This is a genomic window from Mycobacterium sp., from assembly GCF_035623875.1.
Classification (GTDB): Bacteria; Actinomycetota; Actinomycetes; order Mycobacteriales; family Mycobacteriaceae; genus Mycobacterium.
This window is the reverse complement of the sequence record NZ_DASPSP010000135.1, coordinates 21,784-38,933: the sequence shown is the minus strand read 5'-3', so window position 1 is coordinate 38,933 and position 17,150 is coordinate 21,784. Positions and strand designations below refer to the sequence as shown.

The 17,150-nt window shown below is 66.1% G+C and carries 19 protein-coding genes and 3 pseudogenes; 8 read left to right on the top strand and 14 right to left on the bottom strand.

The window, feature by feature from the left end; genetic code table 11:
• Nucleotides 1-2 precede the first annotated feature (2 nt).
• Together VEI45_RS10975 and VEI45_RS10970 are read left to right on the top strand one after the other, a co-directional pair.
• Nucleotides 3-542, top strand: a complete 540-nt coding sequence (locus VEI45_RS10975; protein WP_324853010.1) for an XRE family transcriptional regulator — start codon at nt 3-5, stop codon at nt 540-542.
• Complete coding sequence (locus VEI45_RS10970; protein WP_324853008.1) at nt 542-961, top strand: CoA-binding protein; 420 nt, start codon at nt 542-544, stop codon at nt 959-961. The genes VEI45_RS10975 and VEI45_RS10970 overlap by 1 nt, the downstream gene beginning before the upstream one ends.
• 6 nt (nt 962-967) lie before the next feature.
• Here the strand turns inward: VEI45_RS10970 and VEI45_RS10965 are convergent, their stop codons facing one another.
• Together VEI45_RS10965 and VEI45_RS10960 are read right to left on the bottom strand one after the other, a co-directional pair.
• Nucleotides 968-1,657: a hypothetical protein gene (locus tag VEI45_RS10965; protein ID WP_324853007.1), complete on the bottom strand. Its 690-nt coding sequence runs from the start codon at nt 1,655-1,657 to the stop codon at nt 968-970.
• Complete coding sequence (locus VEI45_RS10960) at nt 1,654-2,280, bottom strand: hypothetical protein (RefSeq protein WP_324853005.1); 627 nt, start codon at nt 2,278-2,280, stop codon at nt 1,654-1,656. Before VEI45_RS10960 ends, VEI45_RS10965 begins: the two co-directional genes overlap by 4 nt.
• Nucleotides 2,281-2,346: 66 nt before the next feature.
• Between VEI45_RS10960 and VEI45_RS10955 the strand changes: the two genes are divergently transcribed.
• Complete coding sequence (locus VEI45_RS10955) at nt 2,347-4,341, top strand: M13 family metallopeptidase (protein WP_324853002.1); 1,995 nt, start codon at nt 2,347-2,349, stop codon at nt 4,339-4,341.
• Here VEI45_RS10955 and VEI45_RS10950 read toward each other — a convergent pair.
• The 4 genes from VEI45_RS10950 to VEI45_RS10935 form a co-directional block, all read right to left on the bottom strand.
• A complete protein-coding gene (locus tag VEI45_RS10950) occupies nt 4,338-5,303 on the bottom strand; it encodes a L,D-transpeptidase (RefSeq protein WP_324853000.1) in 966 nt (321 codons plus the stop codon). The two genes, VEI45_RS10955 and VEI45_RS10950, sit on opposite strands and share 4 nt — an antisense overlap.
• Before the next feature lie 139 nt (nt 5,304-5,442).
• A complete protein-coding gene (locus tag VEI45_RS10945) occupies nt 5,443-6,627 on the bottom strand; it encodes an MFS transporter (RefSeq protein WP_324852998.1) in 1,185 nt (394 codons plus the stop codon).
• Nucleotides 6,628-6,758: 131 nt separating this feature from the next.
• Entirely contained in the window at nt 6,759-7,049 is a 291-nt protein-coding gene (locus tag VEI45_RS10940) for a metal-sensitive transcriptional regulator (protein ID WP_324852996.1), read from the bottom strand.
• Nucleotides 7,046-7,255, bottom strand: a complete 210-nt coding sequence (locus VEI45_RS10935; protein ID WP_324852994.1) for a hypothetical protein — start codon at nt 7,253-7,255, stop codon at nt 7,046-7,048. The genes VEI45_RS10940 and VEI45_RS10935 overlap by 4 nt, the downstream gene beginning before the upstream one ends.
• A 9-nt stretch (nt 7,256-7,264) precedes the next feature.
• Here VEI45_RS10935 and ilvD point away from each other — a divergent pair, with 9 nt between their 5' ends.
• Complete coding sequence (gene ilvD / locus VEI45_RS10930; protein ID WP_324852992.1) at nt 7,265-8,980, top strand: dihydroxy-acid dehydratase; 1,716 nt, start codon at nt 7,265-7,267, stop codon at nt 8,978-8,980.
• A gap of 64 nt (nt 8,981-9,044) precedes the next feature.
• On the opposite strand, the gene VEI45_RS10925 is transcribed toward ilvD, so the two are convergent.
• Nucleotides 9,045-9,482, bottom strand: a complete 438-nt coding sequence (locus tag VEI45_RS10925; protein WP_324852990.1) for an SPW repeat protein — start codon at nt 9,480-9,482, stop codon at nt 9,045-9,047.
• Between the two features lie 153 nt (nt 9,483-9,635).
• Nucleotides 9,636-9,812, bottom strand: a complete 177-nt coding sequence (locus VEI45_RS10920; protein ID WP_324852988.1) for a sigma factor-like helix-turn-helix DNA-binding protein — start codon at nt 9,810-9,812, stop codon at nt 9,636-9,638.
• Nucleotides 9,813-10,153: 341 nt separating this feature from the next.
• Here VEI45_RS10920 and VEI45_RS10915 point away from each other — a divergent pair, with 341 nt between their 5' ends.
• Nucleotides 10,154-10,771: a TetR family transcriptional regulator gene (locus tag VEI45_RS10915; RefSeq protein ID WP_324852986.1), complete on the top strand. Its 618-nt coding sequence runs from the start codon at nt 10,154-10,156 to the stop codon at nt 10,769-10,771.
• Between the two features lie 5 nt (nt 10,772-10,776).
• Nucleotides 10,777-11,036: pseudogene (locus VEI45_RS10910) on the top strand (nitronate monooxygenase); the annotation flags it as partial.
• On the opposite strand, the gene VEI45_RS10905 reads toward VEI45_RS10910, so the two are convergent.
• Entirely contained in the window at nt 11,031-11,687 is a 657-nt protein-coding gene (locus VEI45_RS10905; RefSeq protein ID WP_324852984.1) for an O-methyltransferase, read from the bottom strand. The pseudogene VEI45_RS10910 and the gene VEI45_RS10905 overlap by 6 nt on opposite strands.
• Before the next feature lie 138 nt (nt 11,688-11,825).
• Between VEI45_RS10905 and VEI45_RS10900 the strand changes: the two genes are divergently transcribed.
• Complete coding sequence (locus VEI45_RS10900) at nt 11,826-11,969, top strand: metallothionein (RefSeq protein WP_324852982.1); 144 nt, start codon at nt 11,826-11,828, stop codon at nt 11,967-11,969.
• A gap of 24 nt (nt 11,970-11,993) precedes the next feature.
• Here the strand turns inward: VEI45_RS10900 and VEI45_RS10895 are convergent, their stop codons facing one another.
• The 4 genes from VEI45_RS10895 to VEI45_RS10880 form a co-directional block, all read right to left on the bottom strand.
• Nucleotides 11,994-14,060: a beta-glucosidase gene (locus VEI45_RS10895; RefSeq protein ID WP_324853030.1), complete on the bottom strand. Its 2,067-nt coding sequence runs from the start codon at nt 14,058-14,060 to the stop codon at nt 11,994-11,996.
• 119 nt (nt 14,061-14,179) lie between these two features.
• A complete protein-coding gene (locus VEI45_RS10890) occupies nt 14,180-14,692 on the bottom strand; it encodes a TIGR04338 family metallohydrolase (protein ID WP_324852980.1) in 513 nt (170 codons plus the stop codon).
• Entirely contained in the window at nt 14,689-15,438 is a 750-nt protein-coding gene (locus VEI45_RS10885) for a DUF2786 domain-containing protein (RefSeq protein ID WP_324852978.1), read from the bottom strand. The genes VEI45_RS10890 and VEI45_RS10885 overlap by 4 nt, the downstream gene beginning before the upstream one ends.
• A gap of 76 nt (nt 15,439-15,514) precedes the next feature.
• Complete coding sequence (locus tag VEI45_RS10880) at nt 15,515-16,363, bottom strand: lysophospholipase (protein ID WP_324852976.1); 849 nt, start codon at nt 16,361-16,363, stop codon at nt 15,515-15,517.
• 78 nt (nt 16,364-16,441) lie between these two features.
• Between VEI45_RS10880 and VEI45_RS10875 the strand changes: the two are divergent.
• Nucleotides 16,442-16,893 (top strand): annotated as a pseudogene (locus VEI45_RS10875) (nuclear transport factor 2 family protein); the annotation flags it as partial.
• 4 nt (nt 16,894-16,897) lie between these two features.
• Here the strand turns inward: VEI45_RS10875 and VEI45_RS10870 are convergent.
• Nucleotides 16,898-17,096: pseudogene (locus tag VEI45_RS10870) on the bottom strand (dihydrodipicolinate reductase); the annotation flags it as partial.
• Nucleotides 17,097-17,150: the final 54 nt, after the last annotated feature.

Sequence of the window (17,150 nt, the reverse complement as noted above, 5' to 3'; positions counted from 1 at the left end):
AGGTGACGTTGGCACCCGATCGACGCCGCGGACCGGCGCCGCATCGATCTCCCGTCCCTCCTCGCAATGTCGCGCGGCCCGTGGAGTTCTGGCCCACCTCGGCCATCCGCTCGGCGCTGGAAGGTGGCGACATCGCCATCTGGAAGCAGATCGCGGTCGCGATCAAACGCGACCCGTACGGGCGCACCGCCCGTCAAGTCGAAGAAGTCCTGGAGAACTCACGGCCATACGGCATCTCCAAGGCCCTCGCCGAGGTGCTGGACCGGGCCCGCGCGCACCTGGAGGCCAACGAGCGCACCGAAGTGGCCCGCCACGTACGGTTGCTGATCGAACGATCGGGACTGAAGGTCCCCGAATTCGCGTTCCGGATCGGGGTGCCGGTCGACGAGCTGGGTGCCTATCTCGCTGCCACGACCAGCCCGTCGGCGGCGTTGATGATCCGGATGCGCCGGCTGTCTGACCGGTTCGCGAAGGCCAGAACTCAACCGCTGCCTCGCCAACCGTCCCAGCAGCCATCTCAGCGGCCGCCCCGCAGCCATTGATGCTCGGCCAGCCCGACGATGTGACGCTGCGGCGGATCCTGGCCGAGACCCGCACCATCGCGGTGGTCGGCGCATCGGACAAGCCGACCCGGCCGAGTCACGAGATCTACTCGTATCTGGTCGCGACGGGCGACTACCAGGTATATCCGGTCAACCCAACGATCACCGAGATCGACGGCGTCCCAGCGTATCCGCGGTTGGCTGACTTGCCGGTGGTGCCCGATATGGTCGATGTGTTCCGGCGGTTCGAGGAGTTGCCATCGGTACTCGCCGAGACGCTCGCCCTTGAGCAACGGCCCAAAACCCTATGGCTACAAGAGGGTTTGTGGCATGAGCAAGTGGGCCGCGACGCCGCGGCAGCCGGAATACACGTGGTGATGGACCGTTGCCTGATGGTCGAGCACGCCCGGTTGCGCTGACCGCCGTTAGCGGGCGTTGATCGGCGACACGTCCAGCACCAGCCAATGGTCGCGCTGCTTGGTCAGCGCGATCCGCAGCGCCAGCACCGCGTTGCTGGGAGGCTGACCCGGCGCGTTCTGGGTAGCGCGCAGGACCACCGCCACGGCGGCCGCAGACGGACCGATCGCTTCGACGCCGGCTTCCAACGTCGAGGCGGAAGCGGTGACGTTTCGGTGCACCAAATCCGCTGTGGCCTTTGCGAAGTTCTCCTTGAACGCGGTCGCCTGCTCCGGCACCATCATGGCCGCGGCCCGGTCGATGGAGGCCGTCGGTTCTTGCGGCGAGAAGGTCGCCGTCGTCTCGGCCATCCCCGTCGCGAGCCGCACCACCTCTGCCGAGTCGGCCTTCAGGCGGCGGTCCGGCAATGTCCAGTGGGTGTAACCGGTCAGCACCGCCGACACCACCGCCACCGCGCACAGCCCGACGACCGCTAATCGAAGACCGGGCGCGTCGTCGTCGGTGCCGACGGTGACCGAATCCCGGCGCAGCAGCCAGACATTCACCGCCACGGCCTGAACGATCAGCAGCACCAACACCGAACACGCCGACACCCACCACCGCGGCCAGCCCAGAACGACCCCGATCGCCAGCAGCGCGCAGATGGCGGCCAACGGCGCGGCGACGTCGAACGCCACAACTCGCCAGGCGTTCCTCATCGAATCGACTCGAGCCGCGAGATCATCAGCTTGCCGTCCACGTCGGAGACCCCTAACCGCAGGTTCCAGTGCACCGTTTGCGGCTTGCCGCCTGCGTTCTCGCTGACCGACGTGGCGACCACCATGACCGTGTCGGTGCGACGGGCGACCGAGGCCGGCAGCTGCTCAGGCGACGGTGGGCGGGTGCCCGGCTGAATGTCGAGGTCGTGGCGCACCCCTTCCACTGCCACCGCCTCGACCTGACCGTGGCTGGTCGACTGCAGCCGCTGCACGACTTGCTGATAGGGCTGCATCGTGGAGTCGAAATCGGCGTTGAGCTCCCCGACGGTCCCGTCGTGCAACCGCCGCAGGCTGGCCGCGACGTTGCTGGTGTTCATGTTTATCAGCACGCCCGTCCAGTCCACGGCGGCCTGCATGATTCGGCTCCGGTAGCCGCGCTCGTCGACGTCGCTGCGGTGCGCCACCCAGATCGCCGCACCCAGCGCGATCGCGGCCACGCAAAGCGCTCCCAGCGCCGCCGATCCGACACCGTAGCCGGAGATAGTCGGGCCGTCGAACCGGTCGGGCTCGGCTGCCTCATCACTGTCGTCGGCTGCTGGCTTGGTCTGCTCGCCGTCGGGCATGGCGTGAGGCTACCTGGCGCCCGGAGTGACGAGAGGGCAGGCTTGGGCTTAAGGAACAATGGTGGCGTGACGGTAGAAGCTATCCGCTCGGGCATCGACCTGAGCAATGTCGACGCTGGTGCCCGCCCCCAAGACGACCTGTTCGGCCATGTCAACGGCCGCTGGTTGGCCGACTATGAGATCCCGGCCGACCGCGCCACCGACGGCGCCTTCCGCTCGTTGTTTGATCGGGCGGAGGTCCAGGTGCGCGACCTGATCGCCGAAGTCAGCCAGAACGCTGAGAAATCTGCGACACGCGGCAGCGACGAACAACGCATCGGCGACCTGTACGCCAGCTTCCTCGACGAGGAGACGGTCGAACAGCGGGGTGTGCAGCCGCTGCTGGACGAGTTGGCGTCGATAGACGATGCCGCCGATCCCGACGCGCTGGCAGCCGTTGTCGGCGCCTTGCAACGTACCGGTGTGGGCGGTGGGGTCGGTGTGTATGTCGACACCGACTCCAAGAACTCCAGCCGCTACCTGGTGCACGTCAACCAGTCGGGGCTGGGACTGCCCGACGAGTCCTACTACCGCGACGAGCAGCACGGCGAGTTGCTGGCCGCCTACCCGGATCACATAGCGCGGATGTTCGCGCTCGTCTACGGCGGTGCGCCCGACGACTATCGCGAAACCGCGTCCCGGATCGTGGCGCTGGAGACCAAACTGGCCGCCGCGCACTGGGATGTCGTGAAACGCCGCGATGCCGACCTCACCTATAACCTGCGTACCTTCGCCGATCTGCAGGCCGATGCGGCTGGTTTCGACTGGCCCGCTTGGGTGGGCGCGCTGGGCAGCACGCCGGATGCCCTCGCTGAACTTGTTGTGCGCCAACCGGATTACTTGACGACATTCGCCGAACTTTGGCGCAGCGGGGATTTCGACGACTGGAAGCGTTGGGCGCGCTGGCGACTGATCCATGCCCGCGCCGGATTGCTCACCGATGCGCTGGTCGCCGAGGACTTCGCGTTCTACGGCCGCAAGCTCACTGGTGCCGAGCAGATCCGCGAGCGTTGGAAGCGCGGAGTCGGGTTGGTGGAAGGCATGCTGGGGGACGCCGTCGGAAAGCTTTACGTCCAAAGGCATTTCCCGCCTGACGCCAAAGCGCGCATCGACGCGCTGGTCGCCAACCTGCGTGAAGCGTATCGGGTCAGCATCACCAACCTGGACTGGATGACGCCGCAGACCCGGCAACGCGCGCTGGCCAAGCTGGACAAGTTCACCGCTAAAGTCGCCTACCCGAAGAAGTGGCGGGACTACTCGAAGCTGGTGATCGACCGTGGCGACCTGTACGGCAACTACCGGCGCGGTTACCAGGTCAACTCCGATCGGGAGATGGCCAAGCTGGGCGGCCCCGTCGACCGCGACGAGTGGTTCATGACCCCGCAGACCGTCAACGCTTACTACAACCCGGGGATGAACGAAATCGTTTTCCCCGCAGGCATTTTGCAGCCACCATTCTTCGGCCCCGACGTCGACGACGCAGCCAACTATGGCGGTATCGGCGCGGTCATCGGCCACGAAATCGGGCATGGCTTCGACGACCAGGGTGCCAAGTACGACGGCGACGGCAATCTGGTCGACTGGTGGACCGACGACGACCGCACCGAGTTCGGTGCCCGCACCAAAGCGCTGATCGAGCAGTACGACGTCTACACACCCCGCGGGCTCGAGAACGGTCACCACGTCAACGGCGCGTTCACGGTCGGCGAGAACATCGGCGATCTGGGCGGTCTTTCCATTGCGCTGCTCGCCTATCAGCTGTCGCTGAACGGCGAAAGCGCGCCCGTCATCGACGGTCTCACCGGCGTGCAGCGGGTATTCTTCGGCTGGGCCCAGGTGTGGCGCACCAAATCCCGTGACGCCGAGGCGATCCGGCGGCTGGCCATCGACCCGCACTCGCCGCCGGAGTTCCGCTGCAACGGCGTCATCCGCAACATCGACGCCTTCTACGACGCCTTCGACGTCGCCGAGAACGACGAGCTATACCTGGACCCGCAGCGCCGAGTCAGGATCTGGAACTAGCGCTCCCAGTCGTTGGAGCCGTCGTTCTTGCTGTAAGTCCCGACGGAGTTCTTCACCACGACGGGGTCACCGGCGCCGAAGTTGGTGAAGAACCACTGCGCATTGGACGGGCTGATGTTGATGCAGCCGTGGCTGACGTCACGCTTGCCCTGATCGTCCACCGACCACGGCGCGCTGTGGATGAAGTCACCGCTGTTGTCGAACTGGACCGCGTTCTCCACATTGACCTTGTAACCCCACGCCGAGTTGACCGGCACCCCGTAGGTGGACGAATCCATCACCACTTTGGCCTTCTTGTCGAGCACGTAATAGGTGCCGTTGGGCGTCTGGTGACCGCCTGCCGCCATACCCATCGACATCGGGATCGTTTTCTCCACAGTCCCGTTGCGGGTGACGGTCAGCGTGTGGGTGGCGTCGTCGGCCGTCGCGATCAGCGAATCGCCGGTCACGAAGTCCGAAATGGTGCCGGCGGCGTCGACGTGCACCGCGGTGTGCGCGGGCCAGAAGCTGAGCGGGCGCCAGCGCAGCTGGGTCGGGGTCATCCAGTAGAACTTGCCGGGCACCGGCGGGGTCGACGACACGTGGATCGCCTGTTCAGCCATTCCCGCGTCGGCGATCGTCCGCTGGAAGTTGATGATGATCGGCTCGCCCACGCCGACCATCGAGCCGCTGACCGGATTGAACGTCGGGGGCACGAATGGTGGCTCGCCGGTGAACGGCGCCGGGTTCTGCCCGGCAGCCGGCCCGGACGGCACGGCGGCGGGGGCCGCCGGCGGCGGTGCCAACGGGTCGCCCGGTGGTGGCGGTGCCGGCGGCGGTGGGGCGTCTACGCCCGGCGCGGGCGGTGGCGGCGGCGCCGGCTCTGGATCAGCCAGCGCCGAGCCGCTGGCCAACGTCAGCACAGCGGTCATTCCCGCTGCGCTCAAAGCAGCGACGAGAGGCCCCTCGGTCCATCGCGACATACGTATCCCTCCAGTCACGTTCTCAACCCAGTATGCATAGCGGTTACCGCGGCTTCGGGCTCGGCAGTGTCGGTTGAGCCGGGACGCAGGCCCATTCTGGGCCGCTGACCTGCGGTGTAGTCGGTCGTTAAGAGAGATTTTACCGGTCGCCGGTGGCGGGGACGTCAAACAGCTGCCGTTCGGCGGTCATCCCCACAGCTCCGGCGCCGATCAGGACCGCTGACGCGGCCAACATCGCCAGCACGCTGCGTTCGTAGAGCAGCCCGCCGGCGAAGGATCCGGCCATGATCCCGATTTGGAAGGCCGCCATATACAGCCCGGACGCCCCGTCCGGGTCGTCCGCCCCGGCACGCATCGCCGCACCTTGCAGCATCGGTGGTACCGCGCTGGCGGTCCCACCCCACAACGCGATCGCGGCGATCCCGATCGCTTCGATCACTAAGCCCGCCCCGGTGTGCGAGCCGTGAAACGCCAGTGCGATCAGCACCAGGAACGTCAACCACAGTGCGGCCATGCAGCTGATGACCGCCGTTCTGGGCCGATGGTCCGACGGTCTGGCGACAAGCGGCATCGCCAACAGGCCGGCGACGCCGTAGGTGGCCAGCAACCAGGCCAGGGCCGGTCCCCGTACCCCGACGACGTCACGGATGATCACCGCGATGAAGGTGTAGGAGATGTAGTGGCCGGTGACCGCGACCATGGTGAGCAAGCTCACGATGACCAGTCGCCTATTCCGATGATGACCTGCCCCCGAGCCGACGTAGGACAGCTGCTCCTCGGTCAACGTCAGCACTGGCAGTACCGCCCACGCCGCCACCGTGACCATGGCGGCTACTGCGGCCACCGCGGCGACAGCGAACCGCCAGCCCCACACCAAGCTCATCGCCGCCGTCGCCGGGCTGCCAACCACCACCGCCAGGCTGATGCCAACGTAGATGACCGTTGTCGCGCGCCCGGAGTGGCTGGCCGGGACCAGCCGGGTGGCGATCGGTGCGAGGACCGACAACATCAGGCCGTGTGTGATCGCGGAGAGCACGCGGCCACCGGCCAGCACGACGAAGTTGGGCGCCGCCGCCGAGATGAGCTGTGAGGCGGTCAGGCACGCCAACGACAGCAGCAGCGCACGACGCCGCGGCCAGTGCGCGGTCCAACGGACCAGTGGAATCGTGGTCACCGCCGCCACCAGCGCGTACCAGGCCAGTAGCGTGCCGACCACGGGCACGCTGACGTGCAGGCCCCGCGCGATCGCGGGCAGCGCACCTACCGGCAGGATTTCGGCGGTGACATAGATGAAGGCCGCTGCGGCCAGTACCGCCAACTGCATTGCGATCCGCGGCGTCCACGGCCCGCTCGCAGCGGGGTCATTCCGCCAGCGGCGCGATCGCGCTGCTTCGTCTGCACGGGCTGGCCCCACGGCCACTACTCAACCATGCGATGCGCTGATCGGGTTAACCATCAGGAGCGGACGAGTCGCGCGATGGCGGCGGACGCTTCGGCGAGCTTCTCGTCGGCGTCGGTTCCGCCCTCGGCGACCGCGCGGCTCACGCAGTGTCCCAGGTGCTCGTCGAGCAGATTCAGCGCGACCGACCGCAGCGCATTGTTGGCGGCGCTGATCTGAGTGAGGACGTCGATGCAGTATTTGTCGTCTTCGATCATCTTGGCGATGCCACGCACCTGCCCCTCGATGCGCCGCAGTCGTTTGGCGTAGTTGTCCTTCTGCGACGAGTATCCGCGTGCGGGTGTCATCTCATCTCCAGCATCTTGGTGTCGATCTCGGCTTGCCGCGCCGTGACGATGTGGTGGAGCATCGTGACCGCGCCGGTATTGCAACCATTCTCAACGCCGGGTTGAGCGATCTCGACGCCGCCCCCGCGAATCGCCTTCTCGACAGCACATTCTATACCCCACCAGGGTATAGAAATGATTTTGGACCAGCAGGGCAGCCCGCGCATACTTGGACGATGCCCGCTAACAACGATCCGTCACCCGCCGTCGATATCAAGCCCCGCAGTCGTGAGGTCACCGACGGCCTGGAGAAGGCCGCCGCGCGTGGCATGTTGCGGGCGGTAGGCATGGACGACGACGATTTCGCCAAGCCTCAGATCGGAGTGGCGTCGTCGTGGAATGAAATTACGCCGTGCAACCTGTCATTGGACCGGCTGGCCAAGGCCGTCAAGGAGGGCGTGTTCGCCGCGGGCGGCTATCCGCTTGAGTTCGGCACGATTTCGGTGTCCGACGGTATCTCGATGGGCCACGAGGGCATGCATTTCTCATTGGTGTCACGTGAGGTGATCGCCGACAGTGTGGAAACCGTCATGCAGGCCGAGCGGCTGGACGGATCAGTGCTGTTGGCCGGATGCGACAAATCGCTGCCCGGGATGCTGATGGCCGCGGCGCGCCTGGATTTGGCGGCGGTGTTCCTCTACGCGGGCACAATTCTGCCGGGTCGCGCCAAGCTGTCCGACGGCAGCGAGCGCGAGGTGACCATCATCGACGCGTTCGAGGCGGTCGGCGCGTGTGCCCGCGGCCTGATACCGCGCGAAGACGTCGACGCCATCGAGCGGGCCTTCTGTCCCGGCGAAGGCGCATGCGGCGGCATGTACACCGCCAACACTATGGCCAGCGCCGCTGAGGCACTGGGCATGTCGCTGCCCGGCAGCGCGGCGCCGCCGGCGACCGATCGTCGCCGCGACGCCTTCGCCCGGCACAGCGGCGAGGCCGTCGTCGAACTGCTGCGGCGCGGCATCACCGCCCGCGACATCCTCACCAGGGAGGCGTTCGAGAACGCGATCGCGGTGGTGATGGCGTTCGGAGGGTCGACCAACGCGGTACTGCACCTGCTGGCGATCGCGTACGAGGCCAACGTCAAGCTGGCGCTGGAGGACTTCAGCCGGATCGGCGCCCGCGTACCGCACCTTGCCAACGTCAAACCATTCGGCCAACACGTGATGTCCGACGTCGATCACATCGGCGGCGTCCCGGTGGTGATGAAGGCCCTGCTGGATGCCGGCCTGCTGCACGGCGACTGCTTGACGGTGACCGGGCGGACCGTCGCGGAAAACCTCGCGCACATCGCCCCGCCGGACCCCGACGGCAAGGTGCTGCGAGCTCTTGACCATCCGATCCACCCCACCGGGGGAATCACCATCCTGCACGGGTCACTGGCACCCGAGGGCGCAGTGGTCAAGACGGCGGGTTTCGACGACGACGTGTTCGAAGGCACCGCAAGGGTTTTCGACCGAGAGCGGGCCGCATTGGACGCATTGGCCGACGGCACCATCACGCACGGTGACGCGGTGGTGATCCGCTACGAAGGCCCCAAGGGCGGTCCCGGGATGCGGGAAATGCTCGCCATCACCGGCGCCATCAAGGGCGCTGGCCTGGGTAAGGACGTGCTGCTATTGACCGACGGCCGGTTCTCCGGCGGTACCACCGGCCTGTGCGTGGGGCACGTCGCGCCCGAGGCGGCCGACGGCGGGCCGATCGCATTCTTGCGCGACGGCGATCGGATCCGGCTCGACGTCGCCAAGAGCACTTTGGACGTCCTGGTCGACCCCGACGAGTTCGCTTCCCGCCGTGAGGGTTTCACTCCGCTGCCACCGCGCTATACCAGCGGTGTGCTGGCCAAGTACATCAAGCTGGTCGGCTCGGCCGCCGTCGGAGCGGTCTGCGGCTAGATATGGGCCACAGCTGATTCCCGGCCGGTATCACCCGGCCGGGTGGGCTAAATCGGCGCTCGTGTCAGCCGGTTGTCGAGCTACGAGCGCGCATACCGAAGTACATCGCGTTCAGGCCCAGCACCGTCAGCACCGCACCTGCGATCACATTCGACCACACCATGGCGCCGTGCGCCGACACACCGTGTAGGACCCAGGGCGAAACGATGAACCAGACACCTAACACCGGCAGCGTCCACGTCATGCCGTGGCTGCGATCCAACGCCATCGCGAACGCAAACGCCAGCGCCACGCACACGATCCCGACGATGAAATCGTTAACCGCAAGCGCTCTCGTTCCTTGGAACCCGATAATCGATGGCGACAAGGCCGCATAGACCGCCGTCAGCAATGTGAGGCCGAATGTGCCGTGTGCGGTCGTCGACTCTGCAGCACGCTCGTAGCGCTGACGCAGAGCCAATAGATCCGGGTGGTGCTCGATTGATGAATGGACTGTACTCATTTTGTGACCTTTCTGTTATGCAGCAAGCCTTTTGAGCCCACTGCAACCCACCCATCCGTTTCAAGATTACGCTTGCCAAGCGACCGCCAGCAAACGAAAAGCGGCTGGCGTACCGACCGTCAAACCGCAATGCAGCCGCGCAAGTCCTGCCGATTAGCGCCCGCCGCCCGCGCTTTGCAGGGTCATCCGCAGTGCATGCAATGCACGGTGCAGTTCATGCTTGACGACCTCGCCGTTGGTACCCAGTTCTGCGGCGATCTGCGTCGTCGTCCGCCCGAGGTAATGGGAGCGGTAGATCATGGCACGCTGTGGATCGGACAGTCGGGCCATCGCCTCCGTAACAATCGTGGCTTCCCGCTGAGGGCGCCACGCCAAGTCGGTCCGTGGACGTCTCACCGCGGCTTGGCCCCGGTTCGCAGGTGCGACAGGGCAACTCCGGGCGTATTGCGCCGATGAAGGCCATTGCTTCGGCCCCTGCCGGCCGCAAGCGGGATCTTCCACGGTGCATTCTCGCCTGCAGCGCATCGACGACTCGATGACGGAACCATCCGGATTCACTCTCGCGCCCGCTTCCGGTTACAACTAACCGATAGTTGTATGTAACGTATACAGCATCGACCCAACTGTGTCAATCACGACATCTTTATCAGGTTTGTCGTATGCTGTGGGGTATGTCGGAAGCGCCGAACTTTCAGGCTGAGGTTCGCCAGTTGCTGCGCGCTCGCGTCTTGGACGCGGCGTATGCGCTGGTCTGCGCCGAGGGTTGGCAGGCGGTCAACATGTCAAGCATCGCCGCCACGGTCGGCATCAGCCGACAAGTGCTGTACAAGGAGATCGGCGCTAAGCAGGCACTGGGCCAGGCCCTGGTCCAAAGGGAGACCGACCGATTCATCACCGGGGTCATTTCGGCGATGCATGGCCATCCCGACGACGTGGCCGCCGGTCTTGCGGCTGGCGCAGCCTTTACCCTGCGCGCCGGCGCCGACGACCCCCTGGTCAAAGCGAGCCTTACCCGTGCTCGCGACACGGAGGTCGGCCTGACTCCGCTACTGACCGTGGGACCGACACCCATCTGGCGCGGTGCGATGGATACGATCGCCGCGGCCGTTCGGGATTTCTATGATCTTTCGGATCCGATCGACCGGCACTTGGACTCGGTCGTCGAAGTCGACGTCCGCTTGACCTTCAGCCATATGCTGCAACCCATGGGCACCATCGACGATGCCGCCCGGCAGATCTATACGACTGTGCGCGCGTTGCTCGACGCCGCTATGGCCCAGGGCGGGTAAGAAAGCTGGACATCGCAGATCGACTCCGCCTCGACGTTCCGGTGGGTCAGGCCGGGATGGGTGGCGGACTGGCCGGCGGTCGACGAACGCGTTGATGTTGTAATGGTGGCGTTTGGCGGCGATCGCAGCGTTGTCGAGCACCTACGCGAGGGCGGGAATCTTCGTCTGCGTGATGGTCGGTACCGACGCGCAAGCACGACAGGTAATCGGTTGGGGCGCAGATGGTTTGATCGCTCGGGGACGAGAGGCGCCCTCACGCTTACTTCACCAAGGCGAGCGCGAACCCGTCCCAATGCTTCGCGCCGACCGTCTGGAGCACTGCGGTATCAAGCTGCGGGTGCTTACCCATAACCTCCAGCGTCCGTCGCGTCGCGCGCACCTTCTCGTCGAGATCGGGTGACAAAATCGCGCCCTCACGAATGACGTTGTCCACCAGGATAACTGAGCCGGGACGGGTTAGCCGGACAGCCCATTCCAGGTAGCCGACGTTGTTTTCCTTGTCTGCGTCGATGAACACCAGGTCGAAGGGACCGCCGGTTACGGTCGGAAGTGTCTCCAGCGCGGCGCCGACCACCACCTCGACGCGATCGCCGACACCGGCGCGGTCGATGTTGGCCCGCGCGACCTCGGCATGCTTGGGCTCATATTCCAGCGTCACCACCCGCCCATCGGGTCCGGCGCCCCGGGCCAGCCAAATCGTGCTGAAGCCGCCCAGTGTGCCGATCTCCAGAATGCGGCGAGCCTGGATCGCACCGGCCAAAAGGCTCAAGAACTTCCCTTGTTGGGCCGATACGGCGATCCGCGGCAACCCGGCCGCTTCGCTGGCCTCCAGGGCGGCGGACAACACCGGATCGTCGCCCACCACGGTGGTGTCCAAAAAAGCGTCAACGTCGGCAGGATTCGGCTTTTGGGTCATGAGCCAACGCTAGCCCGGCGACATCGCCGACCGCCACTTCATAAGATGGTCCTTCCCATATACCCCTGGGGGGTATATGCTAGGTTGATTCCGCTGGATCCTTCGTTCAGGGGTCCCGAGATAGTAAGGGTGGAGTAGATGGCTAACGAGGCAGGAACGCTGCTGACTTGTTCCCACGAAGGTTGTGGCTGCCGGGTGCGCATTGAGGTCGCATGCCACTGCGCCGGCGCGGACCAGCCGTACCGGTGCACCTGCGGCGATGAGATGGTCGAAGTCGGCTAGCACGTGGTCGCTTGCGCTGGCCGGTCATCGTCCGAAGGCCCGGCCGGCGAGCTCGATCTCGGCGGTCAGTTCGAGGTCTACCGCCGAGGCCCCCACCGCCACCGCGTAGCTGCCCGCGGCGATCCGCCAGCTCCCGGCGGCACCGTCGTAGCGGGCAAGCAGCCGAGGATCCGCCTCGATCGTCACCAGCCGAGATTCGGCCGGCTCCAGGTCGACCCGCTCAAATCCCAGCAATCGCATCCGTCGTTGACCGGGCGCCCCGGTCAAATACAGCTGCGGGATGTCGGCGCCGCGGCGATCGCCGGTGTTAATCACGGTGAAGCTGGCGGTGACGGTGTCGCCGCCGGCCACGGTCAGGTCGCGGTGTTCAAAGTTGGCGTAGGACAGGCCATGACCGAAAGCGAACATCGGGGTGTGGCCCTGTTTGACGAACCAGCGGTAGCCGACCTCGGCGCCTTCGGTGTAGTGGATGGTTGTCGAAGAGCCCCAGGGGGCATCGATCCCTGGCAGCTCAGGACGAGGTGTCTGGCTGAGATCGACCGGGAAGGTAACCGGCAACCGGCCAGACGGATTGACCCGACCGGCGATGACCTCCGCGATGGCCTGACCGCCGGCCTGACCGGGGTACCAGGCCTGGACGATGGCGTTGACCGCGTCTCGCCATGGCATCGCAACCGGGTTGCCGGTTTCCAGCACCACAACGGTATTGGGATTGGCATCCGCGACCGCGGCAATGACCGCGTCCTGACCCCACGGCAGCGACAGGTCGACACTGTCGAAACCCTCGCTTTCCACGCGGACCGCGAACACGATTGCGACGTCCGCGCGGCGCGCCGCCAGCGCCGCCTCTGCCGGGCTGATGCCGGGGTCGAATTCGATCCGTGCCGCCGCGAGCTGCTTTCTCAGTTCGATTACCGGTGACGAGGGCAGCAGGTAGAGATTGCGCAGACCACCCGGCCAGCCGATCGGGAACACAGCGGCGTAGCCACCGGGCGGAACCACGGCACTTGACCCGCATCCGGTCGGCACACCGATCTGCGCGCAGCCGCCGATCACCGCGATGTGTCGGGCTGCCAGGGACGAAACTGGCAGCACGCCATTGTTCTTCAACAACACGATGCCCTGTCGCGCGATCTGCAATGCGATCCGGTGATGCGCGGCCATATCGGGCGCGGGCGCGCTGTCCGAGCGGTCGGCGCCGACGGCGAATATCGACCGCAGGATCCGGCGCACCATGTCCGACAAGCGCTGTGGGGACAGCTTCCCGTCGGCGAAGGCGGCCCTCAGCCGGTCGGTGAACGCCTCACCCTGCCACAACAGCGCGTCGATCTGCGCACCGGATTCCTGGTCGAGGCCCTTGACCGCGAACTCCCAACTCGGCGTCGCACCCCAGTCGGACATCGCCCAACCGCGGTATCCCCAGGCGTTTTTCAACACATCGTTGAGCATGGCATCGTTCCCGCCGGCGTACTGACCGTTGACCTGGTTGTACGCGGTCATCACTGCTCCAGGCTGTGATCGCTCGATGGTGATTTCGAAGGCCAGCAGATCAGATTCGCGATGCTCAGCATGGTCGATGACGGCGTTCAGCCAATGCCGGTTGGTTTCGTTGCAGTTCAGCGAGTAGTGCTTGATCGTCGATATGACACCTTGCTGCTGGATGCCGTTGATCGACTCAGCCGCGATCGTGGCGCTCAAAAGCGGGTCTTCCGAGAGGTATTCGAAGTTGCGGCCGTTGCGCGGATCGCGTGCTAGGTTGATTCCGCCTGCCAGCAGCACGTTGAAACCGCGGCTGCGCGCCTCTCGGCCGATCGCCTCGCCCGCAGCGCGCGCGAGCGTAGGGTCAAAGCTGGCCGCCAGTGCCAGACCCGCCGGAAGGGCGGTCGCAGTGTCACCTGGCCGGTAGCCGGGATTGGTGACGCCGAGACTGGCATCGCTCATCAGCAGTGCAGGCACGCCTAAGCGAGGAATACCGGGAACATAACCGGCGCTGGCGGGAATCTCCGGCGGTATGCGCGCATCATGGACTGGCAACAAGTCGTTGGCACCCATCACGCTAACCAGCAAAGAGAACCGCTCGTCGTCGGTCATTTGCGTCTCGATCTCGCGTGCACGGAGGTCGGCCGCGGTATCGATGGGCAGCGCGGCGCCTGCATCGCTCACCTTGCCAAGGTTAATCCCGGTTGGTCGCGCGGCACACAATTGTCTGGCTACCGCACACCCTCTTTGGCGTATACCACCCGCAGCACGTGCCCGAGTTCGGGCCCCATCGCCAGCTCGGCCAGGTTGCACAGCGTCGCGACGTACTGCGATCCGTGCGGCGGCTGTGCGTCGCACAGATGATGCGCGATTTCGTGCAGGACCACCAGCTCACGCATCGCCCAGTCCGCGGTATCGAGCTCGGGGACGGCGATAATGCCGGTGCCGTCACGGTTTTCGTAGTGAGCCGCGGTAGCGGCCCGGCGTGCCCGGACCGTCAGCGGGGCTACGTTAGGCCACTGCCGTCGTACCGCCGGCAAGGCCAACACATCGTCGACGTAGCGCTGCACCCCCGGGACCGACCCGAACCGCGCCTCCGGCGGCAGCGTCAGCTGCGCGCCGAAGAACTCGACGCTGCGTGATCCGTGTTCGGCGGCGCGGTCGAACAGCGTCCGGACGAATTCCTCAGCGGCATAGACCTTCGACCGCTGCCAATCCCGCGCAGCCGATTCCTCGACGTTCACCGCTCCAGCGCGGTCCGCGCCCCGGAGAGCTCAGGGCCGGTTCCCAGCCGCGCCCGCTTACCGGCTCGGTCCCCGGCCCGCCGCGCCGCCGACGAATACCCCGCCGAAGCCCGGCTAGCCTGCCAGGTGCCCCGCGCCCTCGACGCTGTGCGGTAGTAGTCGCGAAGTTCGATTTCCTTGTCCCGCAGCGCGATAGCGGTCCCCGGCGGACGACGGCGATCCTTCTTCGCTTCGCGCTGGGTCTGCTCGCGGGCCTCGACCAACCGCTGACCGACCCGGGCACCGAATGCGAGCTGAAAATTCAGTCGGGCGGTGATCGTCGGAGTGGGCCGGTGCGCACCAGAAGATATGTATCCGTCCGACGCCCGCACCATCTGAACCACCAGGCTGGCGTACAACGCGTGGGTAGCGTCGATGTCCTCGGCGAACCCGTAGGCGTACACGAACGTCGAGTTGGACGCCACGTCGCAGCGCACGTCGTTCGCGGACGCGATCACCACGAAGAGCTGCACATATGTCCGCAATCCCCTGGTGCCGGCCGCGCCGATGGTGATGGTGCGCTGGACCGGCGTCTGCACCGGCGTGCGCTTGTCCGCATGCGACCGCGCCACAGCCAAGTCGATCGACGTCGCCGTGGCCAGCCGTTGCGCGGCCGCCATGAACGCCTCCGCTTCATGGGCGTTGTCGGTGCCTTCGGCCTGACGCAACAGCGCTGCGATCCGCGCCAGCATCTTGTCGTCGCTCATGCCACCAAACTAAATGAACCGTATGACGTTCCGTCGTACCCGCCTGGTGCAAGCCGCCGCTGCCCGTGCCGACGATTCACAGTCTGGCGTTGATCCACGAGACAACATCGTCGAGGACTTGATCCTGCTCCGGCTCGTTGAACACCTCGTGATACAGGCCGGGATAGACCTTGAGCTCGACGTCGGAACTGCCCACGGCCTCGACCAGTTGACGGCTGCCGTCGACGGGGATCAGCCTGTCCTCGGATCCGTGCACGACCAGCAGTGGCGCGGTCAGCGCGGCGGCCCGTTGCGGCATCGTCTCGCCGACCGTCAGCAGCGCGCGAGCGACACCGGCGGGAACCTTGCCGTGATGTACCAGCGGGTCGGTGTTGTAAGCGTTCACCACCGCCGGGTCGCGGGATATCGCGCTGGCGTCGAGTTCCTGCAACGGCAAACCCGGCGCGATCGCGCCGAGAGTCTTGGCCACCAGCACCAGCAGCGGCGACACGGCCGACTGCGCCGCCACCGCCGGTCCGGAGAGGACCATTAGGTCGTAGTCATCGGGGTGTTCGACGCCGTAGGCGAACACGATGCCGCCGCCCATGCTGTGGCCGAGCACGATCCGCGTGCGCCCGGGGTGTTCTTTGGACGCGATACCGACCAGAGTGTCGAAGTCGTCGGTGTACTCGGAGATGTCTTTGACCAGCACCCGCTTGCCACCCGAACGGCCATGTCCGCGGTGGTCCAGCGCGTAGGTCACCAGCCCGTCCCGGCCGAACCGCGCAGCGACGTGGTCGTACCGCCGGGCGTGTTCACCCAGCCCGTGCGAGAGGACGACCACCGCACGCGGTGTGACCCCGATGTCCGCGGGGGTCCAGACGTCGTAGACGATGCGCACGCCCCCCACGCCGTCGAAGCTTCGTTCGGTACGGGTGGTTGTCATCAGGGGCAGCGTAGACCCAATCCCCGGCGCGGCGCGTCCCGCGGCCGTCGCCGCGCGGACCGGATGTCGGACGCGGTCGCCAGCACGGCCGCCGTGAACAGCCTGCTGCAGCGTGCGCGCTCGCTACTGGAGGCTGCCGGGCCCAGCTCCGGAGACCAGCTGGCCACGCCGGATTCGGCGGACACACAAGACCGGTTGACGCGCTACGTCGCGGCCTTCGAGGCCTACGACATCGACCGGCTGGCGGAGTTGTTCACCAGCGAGACGATCTGGGAGATGCCGCCGTTCGTCGGCTGGTATCAGGGTCCGCAGGCCATCGCCGCGCTCATCCACCAACAATGCCCCGCCCAGGCGCCCGGCGATATGCGCCTGATCCCGTTGACTGCGCTGCGATGTACATGCGCGACGGCGAGCAGCACCTGCCATTCCAGCTACATGTGCTGGATATGCGCGCCGACGGGGTGTCCCATGTGGTGGCTTTCCTCGACACCACGCTGTTCGCAAAATTTGGCCTGCCGCAATGGCTCTGAGCCGCTAGAAGAGCCGGCTGTCCGGTGACGGCCCAAGCACCGACCGGACCAACCCCGCGCCGGTGATCAGCGGCAAATCCAGCGCCGACAGCAGACCCGGCTGCGCTTCGCACACCGCCGGGACGGCGTTGACCATCCGGGATGCGCCGGCCGTCCGTGCACCAGGGTCATGATCGTGGGTCGTCGGCCATCTCGAACTCGCACCCGACCTGGACGCCGCGCTCAGGCACGCCCAGACGCTGCTGCGACCCAGGGTA